At 59.0% G+C, this 16,323-nt stretch carries 14 protein-coding genes; 3 read left to right on the top strand and 11 right to left on the bottom strand.

Translation table 11 applies throughout. The annotated features are described in order from the left end of the window. Positions 1-218: 218 nt before the first annotated feature. From ADB02_RS00580 to ADB02_RS00555, 6 genes are all read right to left on the bottom strand, one after another. Complete coding sequence (locus tag ADB02_RS00580) at positions 219-1,403, bottom strand: acyl-CoA dehydrogenase family protein (RefSeq protein ID WP_016422383.1); 1,185 nt, start codon at positions 1,401-1,403, stop codon at positions 219-221. A 97-nt stretch (positions 1,404-1,500) separates the two neighbouring features. Further along, positions 1,501-2,346 carry a YdcF family protein gene (locus tag ADB02_RS00575; protein WP_049189349.1) on the bottom strand — a complete coding sequence of 282 codons (846 nt, stop codon included), beginning with the start codon at positions 2,344-2,346 and terminating at the stop codon, positions 1,501-1,503. Beyond that, positions 2,346-2,861 carry a para-aminobenzoate synthase gene (locus ADB02_RS00570; protein ID WP_049189348.1) on the bottom strand — a complete coding sequence of 172 codons (516 nt, stop codon included), beginning with the start codon at positions 2,859-2,861 and terminating at the stop codon, positions 2,346-2,348. Before ADB02_RS00570 ends, ADB02_RS00575 begins: the two co-directional genes overlap by 1 nt. A 19-nt stretch (positions 2,862-2,880) precedes the next feature. Next, positions 2,881-3,651 carry an energy-coupling factor transporter transmembrane component T family protein gene (locus tag ADB02_RS00565; protein ID WP_049189357.1) on the bottom strand — a complete coding sequence of 257 codons (771 nt, stop codon included), beginning with the start codon at positions 3,649-3,651 and terminating at the stop codon, positions 2,881-2,883. A 44-nt stretch (positions 3,652-3,695) separates the two neighbouring features. Next, on the bottom strand, positions 3,696-5,312 hold the full coding sequence (locus tag ADB02_RS00560) for an ABC transporter ATP-binding protein (RefSeq protein ID WP_049189347.1): 1,617 nt from the start codon (positions 5,310-5,312) through the stop codon (positions 3,696-3,698). Positions 5,313-5,320: 8 nt separating this feature from the next. Further along, entirely contained in the window at positions 5,321-5,929 is a 609-nt protein-coding gene (locus ADB02_RS00555; protein ID WP_049189346.1) for an ECF transporter S component, read from the bottom strand. Between the two features lie 157 nt (positions 5,930-6,086). Between ADB02_RS00555 and ADB02_RS00550 the strand changes: the two genes are divergently transcribed. Both ADB02_RS00550 and ADB02_RS00545 read left to right on the top strand, forming a co-directional pair. Further along, entirely contained in the window at positions 6,087-8,138 is a 2,052-nt protein-coding gene (locus ADB02_RS00550) for a hypothetical protein (RefSeq protein WP_049189345.1), read from the top strand. A gap of 89 nt (positions 8,139-8,227) precedes the next feature. Next, positions 8,228-8,425 (top strand): hypothetical protein, encoded by a 198-nt coding sequence (locus ADB02_RS00545; protein ID WP_049172707.1) that lies wholly within the window; start codon positions 8,228-8,230, stop codon positions 8,423-8,425. Between the two features lie 156 nt (positions 8,426-8,581). Here the strand turns inward: ADB02_RS00545 and ADB02_RS00540 are convergent, their stop codons facing one another. The 3 genes from ADB02_RS00540 to ADB02_RS00530 form a co-directional block, all read right to left on the bottom strand. Next, a complete protein-coding gene (locus ADB02_RS00540) occupies positions 8,582-9,922 on the bottom strand; it encodes an alpha-amylase family protein (protein WP_049189344.1) in 1,341 nt (446 codons plus the stop codon). A gap of 4 nt (positions 9,923-9,926) precedes the next feature. Next, entirely contained in the window at positions 9,927-11,339 is a 1,413-nt protein-coding gene (locus ADB02_RS00535) for a M20 metallopeptidase family protein (RefSeq protein ID WP_048732929.1), read from the bottom strand. Between the two features lie 135 nt (positions 11,340-11,474). Then, complete coding sequence (locus ADB02_RS00530) at positions 11,475-12,857, bottom strand: M18 family aminopeptidase (RefSeq protein WP_049189343.1); 1,383 nt, start codon at positions 12,855-12,857, stop codon at positions 11,475-11,477. Positions 12,858-13,121: 264 nt separating this feature from the next. On the opposite strand from ADB02_RS00530, the gene ADB02_RS00525 reads away from it, so the two are divergent. Continuing rightward, on the top strand, positions 13,122-13,319 hold the full coding sequence (locus tag ADB02_RS00525) for a hypothetical protein (RefSeq protein ID WP_048732933.1): 198 nt from the start codon (positions 13,122-13,124) through the stop codon (positions 13,317-13,319). Between the two features lie 2 nt (positions 13,320-13,321). Here ADB02_RS00525 and ADB02_RS00520 read toward each other — a convergent pair whose 3' ends face one another. Then, a complete protein-coding gene (locus tag ADB02_RS00520) occupies positions 13,322-14,665 on the bottom strand; it encodes a glycosyltransferase family 87 protein (protein ID WP_241482350.1) in 1,344 nt (447 codons plus the stop codon). Between the two features lie 314 nt (positions 14,666-14,979). Next, entirely contained in the window at positions 14,980-16,164 is a 1,185-nt protein-coding gene (locus tag ADB02_RS00515; RefSeq protein ID WP_241482349.1) for an HtaA domain-containing protein, read from the bottom strand. Positions 16,165-16,323: the final 159 nt, after the last annotated feature.

Genomic DNA, 16,323 nt, shown 5'->3' with positions numbered 1-16,323 from the left:
TCTGGTGTTATCCATGATGCAATGACCGCCTGACCCTACCAGCCGTTTTTCGGGCCATTTCTGTCATAAACGCAGTCAGTAACTCGCATCGCCCCACCGCCGCCGACCATAAACGCAGTCACTAGCGCGCGTTGGGGTTAAGAGACAAATTCTGAGTGATGTGGCAGCATGAAAAAGCCCCCGCCATTTCAGCGAGGGCTTAGAGTTTGCGCTGGTGATTAGCGCTTCTGTGCGTCTGCGAGGATCTGGCGACCTGCGACCATGCGGCAAATCTGGTTGGTGCCCTCGTAGATCTGGGTGATCTTGGCGTCACGCATCATGCGCTCAACCGGGAAGTCACGGGTGAAGCCGTAACCACCGAGCAGCTGCACGGCATCAGTGGTGACCTGCATAGCAACGTCAGAGGCGAAGGTCTTGGCGTTTGCGGCCATCAGACCCAGGCGAGCGCCGCCCTCAGCAGTGCCACGCTCAGCGTTAGCGGCTGCGGTGTAGACCATGAGACGAGCAGCGTCAATCTTCATACGCATGTCAGCCAGCATGAACTGGGTGTTCTGGAAAGCAGCGATCGGCTTGCCGAACTGCTGACGCTCCTGCACGTAACCAACGGCGTAGTCGTACGCACCCTGCGCGATGCCCAGTGCCTGTGCACCAATAGTCGGGCGAGTGTGGTCCAGGGTCTCCAGGGCAGTCTTGAAACCGGTGCCCTCTTCGCCGATGATGCGGTCAGCCGGGATGCGGCAGTTTTCGAAGTACAGCTCCGCGGTCGGGGAACCCTTGATACCCAGCTTGTGCTCCAGGCCACCGACGCGGAACCCCTCGTCGTCCTTGTGGACCATGAATGCAGAGATGCCGTTGGCACCCTTCTCCGGGTCGGTGACAGCCATGACGGTGTACCAGGTGGAGCGGCCACCGTTAGTGATGAAGCACTTGGAACCGTTGAGGACCCACTCATCGCCCTCTCGGACCGCGCGGGTCTTCATGGAACCGGCATCCGAACCAGCCTCACGCTCAGTCAGTGCGTAGGAAGCCATTTCACCGTTGGCGATGTCCGGCAGAACCTTGCTCTTCAGCTCGTCGGAGCCCTTGAGGATCAAGCCCATGGTGCCCAGCTTGTTCACAGCCGGGATAAGAGAAGCCGAGCCACAGACACGAGCAACTTCCTCAATGACGATGCAGGCCGCAACCGAGTCCGCACCCTGGCCACCGAACTGCTCCGGCACGTGGACGGCGTTGAAGCCAGCCTCGTTGAGAGCCTTCAGGGCCTCCTCCGGGAAACGCTCGTTCTCATCGACGTCCGCTGCGTACGGAGCAATCTGCTTCTCCGCCAGATCACGGATAACGGCGCGGAGCTCCTGGTGCTCCTCTGGCAGCTGGAACAGGTCGAATCCTGGGGTCAAAGCCATGTGGGTGTTCCTCCCGATTTAATGATTCCGATGTCGTGTTCGATATCGCGCTCTACGCAGCACTATCACCGCACGACGTATTTATCTTCGTTCGATACTAGTGGCTAACGCTTCGCTCTACCCGCGAAATTCGTAAAATTCTCGCGTTGCCGCTCGGCGCCCACAGAATAAACTGCGCGAGGAATTCCCGCAGCAGCGATGTCGCCCAGTACCTCAACGGCGTATAGGCGCCGACGACACACCAGGGTTCCAGCCCCCGTTCGCGCATGAGCTTCGCTACCCGTGGCGCATGAAAATCACTGGTCACAACAACCGTTCCAGCGCTCAACGCACCGTCCATGCCGCGCATCAATTCGCACGCATAGTCAATGTTTTCCGACGTATTCGTCGATTGGTCCTCGGGGATCAACTCGATGTCGCCGCGCTTTACGACGTCCCCAGCGTTCGCCTCCAACCACTCCACCATGGCGTCCGCTTCAGAGCAGGTGGCATCTGTCACCGCTTCACTGCCGACCCCACCGGAGCAGATGATTCGCTCGGTACGCTCATCACACGCTGAGACTGCTCGCTGTAATCTTCTGGCCAGCAGGGCCGAGGGCCGATTGTTCTTCAATCCGCATCCCAGTACAACCACGGTGTGTGGCGGCAGAGTTGGTTTTTGGGCTGCACATCGAAGGCGAACGGCCTCGAAAACGATCGCTGCGGCTCCTGGTACTGCGAGGCCGGCGAGCAGGGGCGTCGTCAAGCGATGCGATGCGCGAGCGTAGTAGGCGCGGCAGCTGGCCAGTATCCACGCGGCACCTACTGTGGGAAGAACCCACCTCGGAGGTCTGCGATTGGGCAGGCGTGGTGGTCGTAGCTCCGAATTAGCGGCGACGCCTAGTCCGCCGACGAGGAGCATGGAACCGAAGCCTGCACCGAGGCACGCGAGTGTTTTTCTCATCAGAGCTTCCACGTTAACTGTTCTGGGACGTTGATGGTCCAGTCGACGAGCTGTTGCGGATTGTGCTTGGCCATATGCTGGGATTCCTGCTCGGCCCACATGTCCCAGTGTTCCTCGAAGTGGTCGTCGCGAGCCATGGCGCGGGCAAATCGAGTCTGCGTGTCCAGCTCTACCCAGACTCCCCAGGCGTTGCCGTCGCCGATGGCGCGGGCAGCGGCAAGGTTAGCTTCAGTGACAGCGCCACAGCCTTCGACGATGAGCGAGGAGTCCGGTGGCGTGGGGACCCACTCGGCGAATTCACTGGCGTACCAGTCCCAACGGCGATACCCGCGCTCATCGGCCGGTAGCGCGGGGTTCAAAATGGTCTCCGCGACTTCGGCCGATGCTTTCTGCAGGCCGGACCAGCCCGGATAGACATCCTCCAAGTGGATAACTGGCCAACCGAGGATACTGTGCAACTTTGCCGAAAAGGTGGTTTTGCCACTGCCGGAGCGGCCGTCGATAAGCAGAATCATCGTGATTGAAACGCCTTTGCTACGCCACGCCCAGGAAGCGGAACTCCCCGGCCCACACGGAAATACCGATTGCTGCGACGGCGATGGCAAGGCAGGCGGCCATGGTGGCATAGTCACGCGTGGCCAATGTCGAGGTGTGCCACCACGTACGCTTAATCGGTGCGCCAAAGCCGCGGGCTTCCATGGCCGTAGCCAGTTTGGTTCCGCGGCGCAGCGCAAACACCAGCAGAGCGAACACCTGGGAAATAGTGCGGCGGATTGCGCCGTGGTCACCCAAACCGCGTGCTCGACGGGCTCGGGTCAGCGCCTGCCAATCGCTGATGAATAGGCCGACGAGCCGCAGACTCGCCACCGTTGCCAGCACAAAGCGGCTGGGCAGCTTGAGAATCTGCGCCAGCCCATTGCCCAGATCGGTGGGATCGATATTGGCTGTCAGCACGATAACTGGAGTACCGATAGCCAGCACACGCAACATGATCGCGATGGCCAGAGAAATGGAATTATCCGTCACATGCGCAAGCAGAAAGGAGAAATACTCTTTGCCCTCCGGGTTGCCGTAGAGCGCCATTGAGATTCCTGAGATGGGCGCGGCGATAAGAAGTGGCAGGCTGCGTCCTAGAAAACGACGAAAACCCAAACCCGACAGCGGCACCAAGAAAAGCGTGCAGACAAGCGCAACCACTGCGGAGACCCAGTCGATGGAAATCAGCAGCGGTGTGGTGAGCAAGAATAGGCCCAGTACTCTCGCCACCGGGTTGACCGTCGCGAGGAAAGGCTGCTTACTCGAAATGGCGCTCTGCGTACCTTCAGCCGTACCGGCGGAACCGACTTCAGTCACAATTTCCCTCCTGCTTCGCCCTGGCCGCGCGCACCGCTAGTGCGGCTCGGACCGGCCTGCTCCCCTGAACCACGCTGTCCCGGCGCCGCACGGCCTGACCGCTCCGGATGAAACGAATCCATGTCGATGACGTAGTCCCCCATCGCTTGTACCACCAATGGATCGTGGGTAATCGAGATAACAGTTCGGCCGTCGTCAGCAAGTTGGCGAAGCAAAGTGAGCAGCTCGGTGAATGTCCGGCGGTCTTGGCCGAACGTCGGTTCGTCGAGAAGCACAATATCCGGCGCTGTCGCCAGAATGGTCGCCACCGACAGACGTCGCTTCTCACCGCCCGAGAGTGAGAACGGATTCGCCTTGGTCAGGGCCGTTAGCCGCAGCCGCTCAAGTAATTCCTCGATGCGCTTATCAGCGTTGACACCGACAAGCTTCGGGCCAAGCTGCAACTCTTCCAGCACTGTGCCGGTGACGAATTGGTGCTCGGGGTCTTGGAAGACCGTGCCAATCCGAGTAGCCAACTTCTTCGACGGCCATTTCCACGGCGCACTACCGCTGCCGGCCACTTGGACCGTGCCCGCCATCGGCTCAAGCAGGCCGCCGAGCGTCAGCGCTAACGTGGACTTCCCGCTGCCGTTGTGACCAACGATGCAGGTGGAAGCTTCGGATGGGATAGAAACGGATACTCCGCGAGCAATAGGCTCAACAGTTTCGCTACCCCTGAACCACGACTTCTTCGCGCCATAGCCGATGTCCAGCTCGCGGGTTTCGATCGCGATGTCACCGCTAGGGTGCCCGTCCTGGTCGCAGGTAACTGAACGCGCATCCGGCAGGGCGGGCGGAGCACCCGGAATCCACACCCCAGCATCCGTCAGAGCCTGCCCGTAGTCTTCCAAGACCCGATGCGGTGCACCATCGGCAATCACACCTCCGCGGCCCAGCACGATGATGCGGTCGACCACATCGACCCACGCATCCACTCGATGCTCGACCACAATCAGTGCCGCACCGGTCCTCTCCGCCGCGGTAATCGCAGCATCGCGTAGTACCGGCACACCGGCCGGGTCGATGTTGGCCGTCGGCTCGTCCAAACAAATAACCCGTGCGCCCATTGCCAGCACACCTGCCAATGCGAGGCGCTGCTTCTGCCCACCCGAAAGTCTGTGCGTGGGATGATCCAGCGGCAAATCCAGCCCCACCAAATCCAGGCTGGCGCGCACTCGGTTGCCAATCTCAGCTGGGGCAACGCCCAGGTTTTCCGCACCAAAGGCAACATCGTCGCCAACGCGAGCACTAATCGTCTGCGAGTCAGGGTCTTGCAGCACCAAGCCCACCGAACCCCGTGCGGAAGCAGGAGTACGACCTTCAATCAGGAGCTTTCCGGTGGCTTCGCCATCGGAGTCGTCGCCAAGCACGCCAGCAATAGCGGCGAGCAGCGTCGACTTCCCCATCCCCGACGCGCCGAGCAACAGCACCTTTTCACCGCGCTCGATGTCCAGCGTGATGTCGTTCAGTACCGCAGCTTTGCGCCCCGCGTGCCGATATCCGAACCCCCGCGCGCTCACCGCAGGGACATTTCCGCTTGACGACGGCCCCCGCGTCAACGCCTCATCTGTCATCGATTTTCCTAGACGTCGTCGTGCCGCTCTCGCCCGATGGCAAAACGATCCAGCGCTCCAGTTGCCGCCAGTGCCTTAGCCAGGAAGTAAGCCAGCAGACCGGCGAGGACGGCACCCGACAGCGCCGTGGAGATCAGGTAGATGACGTTGAATTCGAAAGTCTTGGCCAGGTTGCCAGTGAAAAGCTCGAAAGTCCATGCGCCAACACCTGCCATGAGACCGGAGATAACCACGGTGGCCAGGTTGTAGCTCTTATACGCCAGAATGAGGAACACCAGCTCCGCGCCGAGCCCCTGCGCCAAACCTGAGTACAGGGTGGAGATACCCCACTGGTTACCGATCAGTGCTGAAACCGTCGCCGCGATTACCTCGACGAAGATAGCTGCACCCGGCTTGCGAATGATGTACGCGCCGAGCGGACCACCGAGGAACCACATACCAGCGACCAAACCGCCAAGACCAGGAGTAAGCGCGTTGACTGCTTCATAGCCCGCACCGCCGATGATGTTCCAGATAACAAAAATCAGGCCAACGGCCACGCCGATAACAGCTGCAATGATGATGTCAATATTGCGCCACGAGAAGTTAGCGCGCGCTGCACTCGCCGATTGCGTCATCCCACTTGCTCCTATTTTTCTTTAACTCGAGCGGTATTGCTCAAACATTATTGATGTATTCATTAGCGGCGTATGAAGCCTGTGTCGACACGCCCTAAGCACTAACTTTTGCCTACCCTACCGCGCCCAGCAGATGGCCTAGATAACATAAGGAACCATGACTAAAGCCGAGCGGTCATCTACAGGAGATACCCCAACTGCCCAAACCCCTCATACGCCGCCAGTCGGCGATGAGGGGACAGCCGCGGATTCCGCAGTGAAAACTGCCGAGGACCCTGGTGCTGACAACACCGCTGAGCAGGAAAGTTCTCGCCCATACTACATGCCCACATTGACGTGGGGCGAGAGACTTGACCTGTCTGCGAAGCAATGGTGGCCACTCATCGGAGTTGTTATTGCGATACAGCTTGTCGCTCGCATTCTGGTGCTGACTAGCCATGGTTTTTACTGGGATGACTTCATCATTGTTGGCCATCTTTACGACACCCCACTGCTGAGCAAGGACTACCTGCTTCAGGATCACGACGGGCACCTTGCGCCACTGGCTTTCTTGGTGCAAGGCCTCTATCACCTCATCGCGCCGTGGAACTGGTGGCTACCGGCTATCACCATGGCCGTGATGTCGGTAGTGCTGACATATGCCACAGCGAAACTCTTTGAGCTTCTCACCGGCCGTACGCTGGTATCGCTCTTCCTCATCACGGTCGTCGCCTGGACTCCGCTGATGCTTCCGGGAGACACCTGGTGGTCGGCCGCGGCCAATTCCCAGCCGTTCCACCTGGCATTCGTGATCTTCATGATTGTCGCCATTCGCACCACTATGCGTCGTTCCTTCGGCCCCCGCCCGTGGGAAGCCGTAGGCCTGTTCGTGCTGCTGGCAGTGGCGCTGGGATTCTTTGAGAAGTCCCTGGCTATCGCACCGATCTCCATGCTGGTTGTCGTCACTTTGGCTTACATGGAGCGCAGAAATATCCTGCAGGTTCTCCGCCGTGGCCTCGTCATCTGGATCCCATCGATGCTGCTGACCGGCGCCTGGGCACTGTGGTACTACTTCGGCCCCGCCGAAACCACCGGCTTCATTTCCGACAAGCTGCAGCCCGAACTGTTCTTCAACGGCCTCGGCCAGATTTTTGCCGGCATCATCGGCGGTCCAACAAGCTGGGAACGCTGGGCTCCGGGACAGCCGTTTGCCTCCGCTTCGTCTCAGCTGATTACTCTCGGCGGCATTATTCTGTTGATTCTGTCTGCCACCCTCATTGGCCGCGACTACCGTGGCTGGGCTCCGTGGACGCTATCGGTGGCGTACATGTTCACCACCTTGTTCGCCATCACCCTGTTCCGCTCGGGAGAGAACACCTCTGGCGTGCTGGCGCACACTTTGCACTATTACTCTGATGTCGCGCTTGTGATCGCTATCTGTGTCGCGATCTCCCTGGCGGGACTCCCGCCAAAGGACGAGGCGCCGGCTCTGCTACCGGCTCGTACGCACATTCTGATTTGGTCGCTGGGTGTCGCTCTGGCTGTCACCTCCTCGATTTCCGTGGTTACTTACCGCAATGCCTGGTCTGATGACATCGCAATGGAGTGGATTGGCAACACCAAGGCGTCGCTGTCCGCGCTGCGCGAGGAGGCCGACGCCGCTGGCCCCGACAAGGCAATCGACTACAACCTCATTGACCAGCCCGTCCCCTTCGAAGTTCTCGTGCCCGTCGCCGCTCCGATGAACATGTACTCGCAGGTGTTTGATGCGGTCTCCGATCGCCCGCCGTTTGAGCGCGTCACCGGTCACCCGCGCATGTTCAATACAGACGGTTCGCTTATCGACGCCAAGGTCTCCGAGATCACCCGTGTCACTGATGGCCCTGTCGAGCAGTGTGGCCATCGCATCACAGTTGGCGAGGACGGCACTGCGTCGGAGGACATCAAGTTGGAGAACATCATCAAGCTCGGTGACTGGGTGCTTGAGTTCCCGGCCACCGCCTCCGAGAACATGGATGTGCGCCTGTCGCTCCCCAATCCTTTCGAGACTGAAGAGCAAACCCGCGGTGGTTCCACAGTCGTGAAGATGAACAACGATCTGCGACCGCGCTATGTGTACCTCAACGGTGGCGGAAATACTCTCCATGTCGATGTGGAAAAGGCGACTCCGGGGGCAACCCTATGCATCGGCGCGGGGGCGATTGGCCCCTTGGTTCCCGCAAGCCGTTAAGAATCCTCTAAGATATTGCTTTAAGATAATGTGAGAAAAGTTTATTAGCCCCTTGTAGCTATTGTTTTTCCGACAGAGGAGCCACATCCATGCGTAACCGCATCGCCGGCGCTATCGCCGCATCCGCCATTGCCGCAGCAGCCCTGGTCGCTTGCTCTCCCCCGAATCAGGTTGACTCGGACGTGAAGGTCGGCGACCAGGCCAACCCGTCGGAGACCTTCGAGCAGAAGGCCACCACTCCGGCATCCTCCGACGAGATGACCCCTGCTGAGACCGCAGAGATGTAATCACTGCATCTGCGAAAACAGGGGTAGCCAGCAAACATAAACGCAGTCACTACCCCTTGTGCCCACTCATCGATGGGGCACGAAAGAATTACCGCCTGGACATTGTGTCCGGGCGGTTTTGGTTCTCCGAGGGCAGCCTAGAGCCGCCAAGAGAGCCTAGGAAAACTCAAATTCCACGTGGTCACCATCACGGATCACGGCGCTGGTTGCGCCGTTTTCCAGGTTCAGCTCGACAACGAGCGAGGGCATCTCGCCGGAAGCTCCAGTCTCGCCCAAGGCCTCGGCAGCATCGTCCACGAGCGCCGCGTCGGTTGCGGTCACGCGGTAGCGAAGAAAACCATTGCGCAATTCATCAGTCTCCACGCGAGCGGAGTGCAACCATGGGAACCGGCGTCGCACCGCAACGAGCTGCTGGTAAGCGCGGTAGAGGTCCTCACCAAGCGCAGAGAGTTCCTCCGGGCTATCCGGGAACACTGGACGGATCTGGTCGTCACCGCCGATGCGTTCCTCTTTGAGGCCGGTGTAGCCCTGTTCGTCGCCGTAGTAGACCAGCGGCACACCGGCCACGGTAAACAGCACCGTCGCCGCCAGCACGGCCTTGTCGGCCCCTACCTGCGTCGCAATGCGTGAAACATCGTGGTTGCCCACAAACGTCACCGGCACAAAAGACTCCGCGAAGGTGTTATGGCGCTTCAGAGTCCAGTCCAGCTCGAAGAAGTTTTTCTCCTTCAGCGCAGACCAGGTCGCTTTCCACAGCTCGTATTCCGTCACCGAGTCCATGCCGGACACCGACACAATCTCCGTATAGTCACCGTGGATGACCTCGCCGTAGATAAAGGCGTGCGGGTGCTCAGCACGCACTCGCGGCAAAACCTTGTGCCAAAACTGTGGGTCCACTGCGTAGGCCGCATCCAGTCGCCAGCCATCAATCCCCCGCGCCAGCCAGTAATTCATCACGTTGACGACAAAATTAACAGTCGCGTCACTGGTGTGATCGAATTCGACCAAACTCTCATGGCCCTCAAACACCGGCGCGGTCATGTCGCCATCTGAGTGAGTAAACGCAAAGAGCTGTGCTTCTTCAGAGTCAGGGTTTTCCTTCGCGGTCTTCAACGCGGGTGCCTCTGCCCCGATGTGGTTGAAGACGCCGTCGAAAAGCACTTTGATGCCGCGCTCATGGGCAGCTTCGATGACGGCCTTCATGTCCTCTTCGGTGCCCAGGCGCGAGTCGATGCGGTAGTAGTCCTCGGTATCGTAGCCGTGGCTAGTCGACTCGAATACTGGCGCCAGCTGCAGGACGTTGAGCCCGAGCTCCTGGACGTACGGAAGCCAGTCAATCAGTTTGCGAATTCGATTGACCGGCGCGGCGCCTCGATCCTTCTCACGGATGGGCGCTCCCACAAACCCCAGTGGATAGACGTGCCATCCAATCGCCCACTTCGACCACTCAGGTGCGGCAACGAGCGTCTTATCAGGGGCTTTGGGGGTCGTGGACATTGTCCTATGCATCCTCTCTAGGTGCCTGAGGCTGATTGGAATTATCTGATGCCGCCGCCTCAGGACTCGGTGAGGTCTCCCCCGCCGATTCGCTTGACGACGCCCGCGCCTGGCCCGCATGCGACTGCGGCGTGCCAAGGCCTGCCTTCCGCGGCCGTGGAGGCACGGAACCTGCTGCGGGCATGGTCGGAGATGTGGCAGGGCGCTCCGGCGGATGATTCTTCGACGGGTTCAGTGCGTCGAGCGCGATTTGGATTTCCGTGCGCATGCCATTGACCATGGCTCTCTCCACAATTTTAAACTTGGAATTGTGGAGAAAGAAGGGATTACCCGCTTCCGGGCCACCGGTGCCGAGGAACATGTAACAGCCCGGCGCTTCACGAGAAAAATAGGAGAAGTCATCCGAAGGAGCCCACGGATCGGCAGCGAACACCTTGGAGTTGCCAACCGCCTTCGTCGCCGCATGCCAGGCACGATTGACTGCAATGTCGGCGTTGACCACCATCGGGTACGGAATCTGCCAGTCGAAAGTCGCCTGTGCGCCGTGAGCTTGGCAGACGCCGTTGACGACGGCCTCGATACGCTGGCAGACAATCTCCCAGTCGGCCTCATCCACCGAGCGGATGGACACTTCCAGGTTGGCCGTATCCGGGATCACGTTGCCAGCCTCACCTGAATGCAGTGAGCCGACGTTGACGATGTTCATGTGCTTTGGATCCACATCGCGGGAGACAATCGTGTTCAGCATGAGAGTCACCTCGCTGGCGATGAGCACCGGGTCAATCGACAACTGCGGGTTCGAGGAGTGTCCGCCACGGCCACGAATCGCGATGGAGACAATGCCCGACATGGTTGTCACTCGCCCAGCGCAAATCCCTACGTGCCCCACCGGATGCGGCGCGACGTGGAAAGCATAGACCTCATCCAAGTCATCGGCGGCACCCTTGTCGACCAACTCACGCGCGCCGCCCGGCAGCATTTCTTCGGCGTGCTGGAAGATGCACAGCACCTTGCCGTGCAGCTGATCGCGCATTCCAGAGAGCACCTTCGCCGTGCCCAGCAGCATCGCCGTGTGCACATCATGACCACAGGCGTGCATCACACCCGGCGTGCGCGAGGCGTACGGCAGTCCCGTTTCCTCCTGAATCGGCAGGGCGTCAATATCCGCGCGGTAGCCGATCACACGGCCAGTGCTGGGGTCGCCCGCTGTGCCCTCGATGACGCCAATTACGGACGTCGGGGTTAACCGGTACGTCGGGATGTCCCATTGATTGAGCAGATCCTCAATCATGTCCGAGGTCCTGTACTCCCGGAAGCTCAGCTCCGGATTCTGGTGCAGTTGGCGACGCCATGCCACCGCCTCTTCGATAGGTACTTCAAGGCGGTGCGACGGCAGGGTGTCGTTAGCATCAGTCATGGTTCATAGCATGACAGAAAATAGGCTCCACGACGAGCAGCTACGGAAATTCCCTCACCCATTTTCGCTTCACGACGGCCACAGCGCCCCAACATCTCCACTGCTAGAGACGACTTCAGCGCTGCCAGCGAGCTGCTAGTGTCTGGCACCCCAGAAATCCACGGTGAGTTCGGCCAACCACCATGGATCAATCGTGCCGCACATCTCACGCGCCGAGTGCATGGAGACCATCGCAGCTCCGATATCGATGGTGTCGATACCCAGTCGCGTTGCAGTGATCGGGCCGATAGTGGAGCCGCATGGCTTGTGGTTCGCAGAGACAAAATACTGCACCGGCACTTCCTGGCCAATGCGCTTGGAGGTTTCCGCTGCGATTCGGACAACCTCGGCCTGACCAACCGCCGTGGTGGCGTAGCGCTGGTTGGCATTGATCTTTACCACTGGGCCAGCATTGAGTTCCGGCTGGTGCCCCGGCTCGTGTTCGCCTGCATAGTTCGGGTGCACACCGTGTGCGCCGTCGGCCGAGAGACAGATGGAACCGCGGTAGAGCTGCTGGGTGCGTTCCAGGTCAGCGCCTGTGGCCGCTGCGATGCGGGACAGAACGTCGGCAAGCAGTGGCCCTGCAGCGCCCGTAGTGGAGGCGGACCCGACTTCCTCATGATCGAAAGCGACCATGACGGGGATGGTGGTTGACGTGCTCCAGTTTTGGCGGAGCAAGGTCTCGAAGGCGACCAGGGAGGAGTGGACGCTGAGCAGGTTGTCGAGTCGACCTGAAGCCAGGAACTCATCGTGAGCACCGAAGGTGCGCGGCTGCTGGGTGTCGAAGGAAATGAGGTCCCAGGCGACGATGTCGTCGATAGACAGGCTCGCAGCATCGGCGATGACCTGGTGCACATCGGTGCCGAAGGTATCCAGTCCGATGATTGGTGCAGTGTGATTCTGCTTGTGGAGCTTCAATCCCTCTTCATTAACTGCACGATTGAGGTGGATAGCCAACTGCGGGATACGCGCAACCGGGCCAGTGCGAGCAAGGTGCTCATTGCCGCTTTTATCAATTACCCGACCGGCGAACTCAATTTCGCGGTCGGTCCAGCTTCCCAACAACGCGCCGCCGTAGACTTCAACGGCGACCTGCGCATAGCCTGCGGCGGAGGTGCGCGCGTTGGGCTTCACACGAAAACCGGGCGAATCCGTGTGGGAACCCACAATACGGAAACCGGTGAAATCGGCAGCCGGCGTCTCCGGGACGATCCAAGCAACGGCAGCGCCATCGCGACGCAGGACGTAGGCACCGGGTTTACTTGGCCACTGTTCGTGCTCATCGATGACTGTGGCACCGGCTGCACTCAGACGGTCAACGACCTGTTGTGCCGCATGAAATGAGCTTGGCGACGCAGCCACAAAATCAATTAAATCCTCAACGTGACTGAGCGCTGCCGCCGGAACGCTGCGCGATGCCGCTTCCGAGGTATCCGCCGAATCCGGGGACTCAGGGGTGGGTGCCGAAGAAATAGCCATAACCAAACTCCTACTTCACATTTGATTCCGGATTTCATTGTATTGGAGCCCACAACTGACCGTGACCGAGCATTGAGCCGGTCCACAGTGTGATGCAGCTTTCATGTTGGGAACGGTATCCACTTAGTCACTTTTGCCCGTTTTAACTCGATATCGGGCATATTCAGACATATAGTGGCAACCGCATCAAAGAAAACCATTTGAATACAGAACCTCTCAAACCGGAGTCCCGACCGGATTCCGACCACAGAAAGGGTTTATACCGTGAGCCTTGAAAACCTGTTCCCCCGCTCTTTCACTACCAAGCGCGCCTTTTTCTCTCAGCCGCTGCGCGAGGCTCTTACCCGCGACACCAGCAGTGACGCTAACGCAGTCCACTTCGGACACCAGGTTAAGAGCGCCCGAAACGAGATCTACAGCGACATGTCCGCCCGTGACATCGTCTCTATGCTGAGCCGCTAAATCTAGCGCTTCCTCAAGTCGAATAAGACCATTGGCTCTGGCTGAGGAAAATTCAACGTCTCCGCGGCAGCTAATTCACTGCCAAAACCAGCTCCAACCTCGCCTGCATCACCATCGCCGTACCGATGTACCGCAAATGCGTGGCAGCCACCAACAACTAGCATCAATGCCAGCGTCAAGAGCATCGCAGTAATCCCCGAGTACACAAATCCGCCGGTATACGGCGTAGCAGCAATCGGGTTTGTCACAGGGAACGTCAGCAGGACCACTAGCAACGCAATACCGATATACGGCCACTGTCTGGTCAATCGGGTCCGCGCCATGGCGGCCAAACCGAACACAGACGTGACCAGCATCAACATGTAGTGGGTCCAAAGAATCGATGAGAATGTGGCTGCAATAAGCCACGCGCCGGTGATTAGAAACTCAAACCGGTAGACCGGGTTCAACCACGCAACTGCGGTGACCATCAACACCACGCCAAGCGCAATACACAGTGGAATCGTTTTCACGTGACTCGGATAATCACGCACCACTGTTACTAATAAATCAGGATTGCCCAGGTCTGTGGCTAAAGTCGACGCCAACGACTGATTCGCACCACCGACCAAGACCGACGCACCAATGTCGTCGATTCGGTCAATCCAGTCCGAAATAACCGGCATGTCAATGCGGATAAGCATCCAGATCGCCAGTACCGCCGTGGTGGCCAGCGACCAGAGGGCTGCGCGCCGTCGATAAGCGAAAAAGAGCATCACGGCGATAAGCGCATACGGAGTCAATTTAATGGATGCGACGATGCCGAGGACGATGCCCGCGAGCCAAGGACGAGTGCGCGAGGCGGCAAGCCCATAGGCGACGCCCGCGACAATCAGCGGTGTCGTCTGACCAATCCAGAACGAATTAAGAGTGGTCGGCAGGGCGAATACGCATGCGGTAACCAGCGCTGCGATACCCCAGGGCATGGTCGACCGAAACCACAGGTGGTAGGAAGCTGCGACCAGGACCACGACGGCCATTCCGGAAAGAAACAGCAACCAAGCAACCGAGGTTTCAAAGCTCATGACGTGGGATATCGCTCCCAGAGCCTTTGCAAACAAAGGGTTTTGCACAAAGGGATGCGTAAATGGCGCAGACACTTCCTGCGCCAGGCGTGGCCAGACCTCTCCACTCATGGCGGTGAAATCGATTGGATCGGCATCATAGAGATGGGACTCAAGTCCCCTGTCCATCAGTAGCCCGCCCACCCAGAGCGACGCCCAATCGTCCGGCTGGGTGCGGCCATTCCAGGCCAGCAGCGAGGCAAGACCACCGAGCAGCGAGACCAGCATAAGAGGCCAGCTCATCACAGGCGATTGCGTCAGCGCAGGGACCTGATTGGGTTTGCGAACCCATATTTTTCGCGAGGCCCGCGACGGAGACTCCGCAACAGCACGTTGCGACTCCGCAACCTGTGACGATGCCCCATCCTGTGACACCGGTCCTTCTGCCCGACTATGCCGTCCCACGTTCCTCCTCATCGCTGGTAAGCGCCTCTATCTAATGTAGTGATTCCAATACGGCAGTGGTTACAACCCCACAAGAACCCGCAAGGTATGACGGCTTACTTTGAACGAAGTGCCAGGTGGACAACAATTGGCGGCCATGATGACCGGAGGGACTACCGGAACTGCGAGATAGTGCCGATGGTCGTGATCAGCTGATCGCCATCACTGTTGACAACAGCGGCTATGGGCATACGCTCCATCTCATCCGGACCGACATCGTAGCCCTGCGAGACCTCTGCCGTAATAATCTTTCCGGTCGGGCCGTCCTCAATGCGCGGATTACGAACGACCACATGAACCAGACTGAACTTCGCGGTGAAGTGAACTTCTCCGCGGTAGCTCTCCCCTTCGGCATCGCTGTTGTCATTGTCGCGGGTGAATGAGACAACACCGTCCTCAGGCTCTAGAGCACCGTTCTTAGCAGTGACTCCGCCACCCAGTGCGCCGAATACCTTCTCCAGCGCAGATACAGAAATTACTAAATCCTCGCTGGAGGGAGCCGGGGCATTCTTGCCCGGAGCATCCGAATAATTCAACGGAATATAGATTTCCTCGGCCTCATTAATAGAGCCGGCTGCCGGGTAGACGTAAATACCCCAGTTTTCACCAGCTGGGGTCTCTGGCGGGTCAACAACAATGCGGGCTTCAAAACTGCCGTCATCTGTCATCGGGGTAGCCTGACGAGCGATAGAACGCCGCATATCGACGCCCTGGTTCGGTATGGCCTCGAGAGTTCCGGCCGGCGTGACCCAGGCAATGTTGTCGTGTGGATGTTTCCGCGCCGAAGACGGAGCACCTTCACTTGGCTTCCACGAGTCTGGGAACGCACTGTAGAGAACGTAAACACCATTGGGCACACCCGGAGGAATTGGAAGCGGGTAACCACCACGGTTGGCCGACGGATTGAAACCACTGCCGCGAACAATAAGAACATCGCCGCGATGAACCGTGGCACCTTCAGCTGGTGTGCCGTCCTCAAAAGTGACAGTAACTTCCGGGGATTCGACATACTGTGAATCCTGCGGCTGGAAGTTCTCCGCTGGATTAATCACATTGGGAAAATTGTCCGGCACGATTGGCTTCGCAGTTTCAGCCATTGCCGGGGACACAAACGCCGAAAGAACCATGGCGCCGGACAGCGAAACCGCAGTCGCAGCTCTGCGCGCACCCCGCCCCACCGGTCGACGCACGTCTTCTCCAACCGTGGATGATTCAGAGCTGAATGAACGGCGAGTTTCGTGGGCACCCGCAAGATGGCGGTGGGAATGATCGAAAGTCAGGAACTTCAGACTGTGCATACAAGCAATGTACACCCCGCGCATTAGGCTCACCTAACCTAGTTATTAAGGCGCACCTTACCCACCCCCGTTTGAGTCTCAACGCTGGGATTGGAAGAAATAGCTGAGAGCAAAAGAAAGCCGCGGCCAAGCCCAATAGAGCTCGACCGCGGCTTGCTT

It is taken from the genome of Corynebacterium sp. 212_CJEI (genome assembly GCF_001055915.1).
Taxonomy (GTDB): domain Bacteria; phylum Actinomycetota; class Actinomycetes; order Mycobacteriales; family Mycobacteriaceae; genus Corynebacterium; species Corynebacterium jeikeium_D.
Note: the sequence above shows the minus strand (reverse complement) of the source record. Positions and strands in the feature narration are given on the sequence as shown.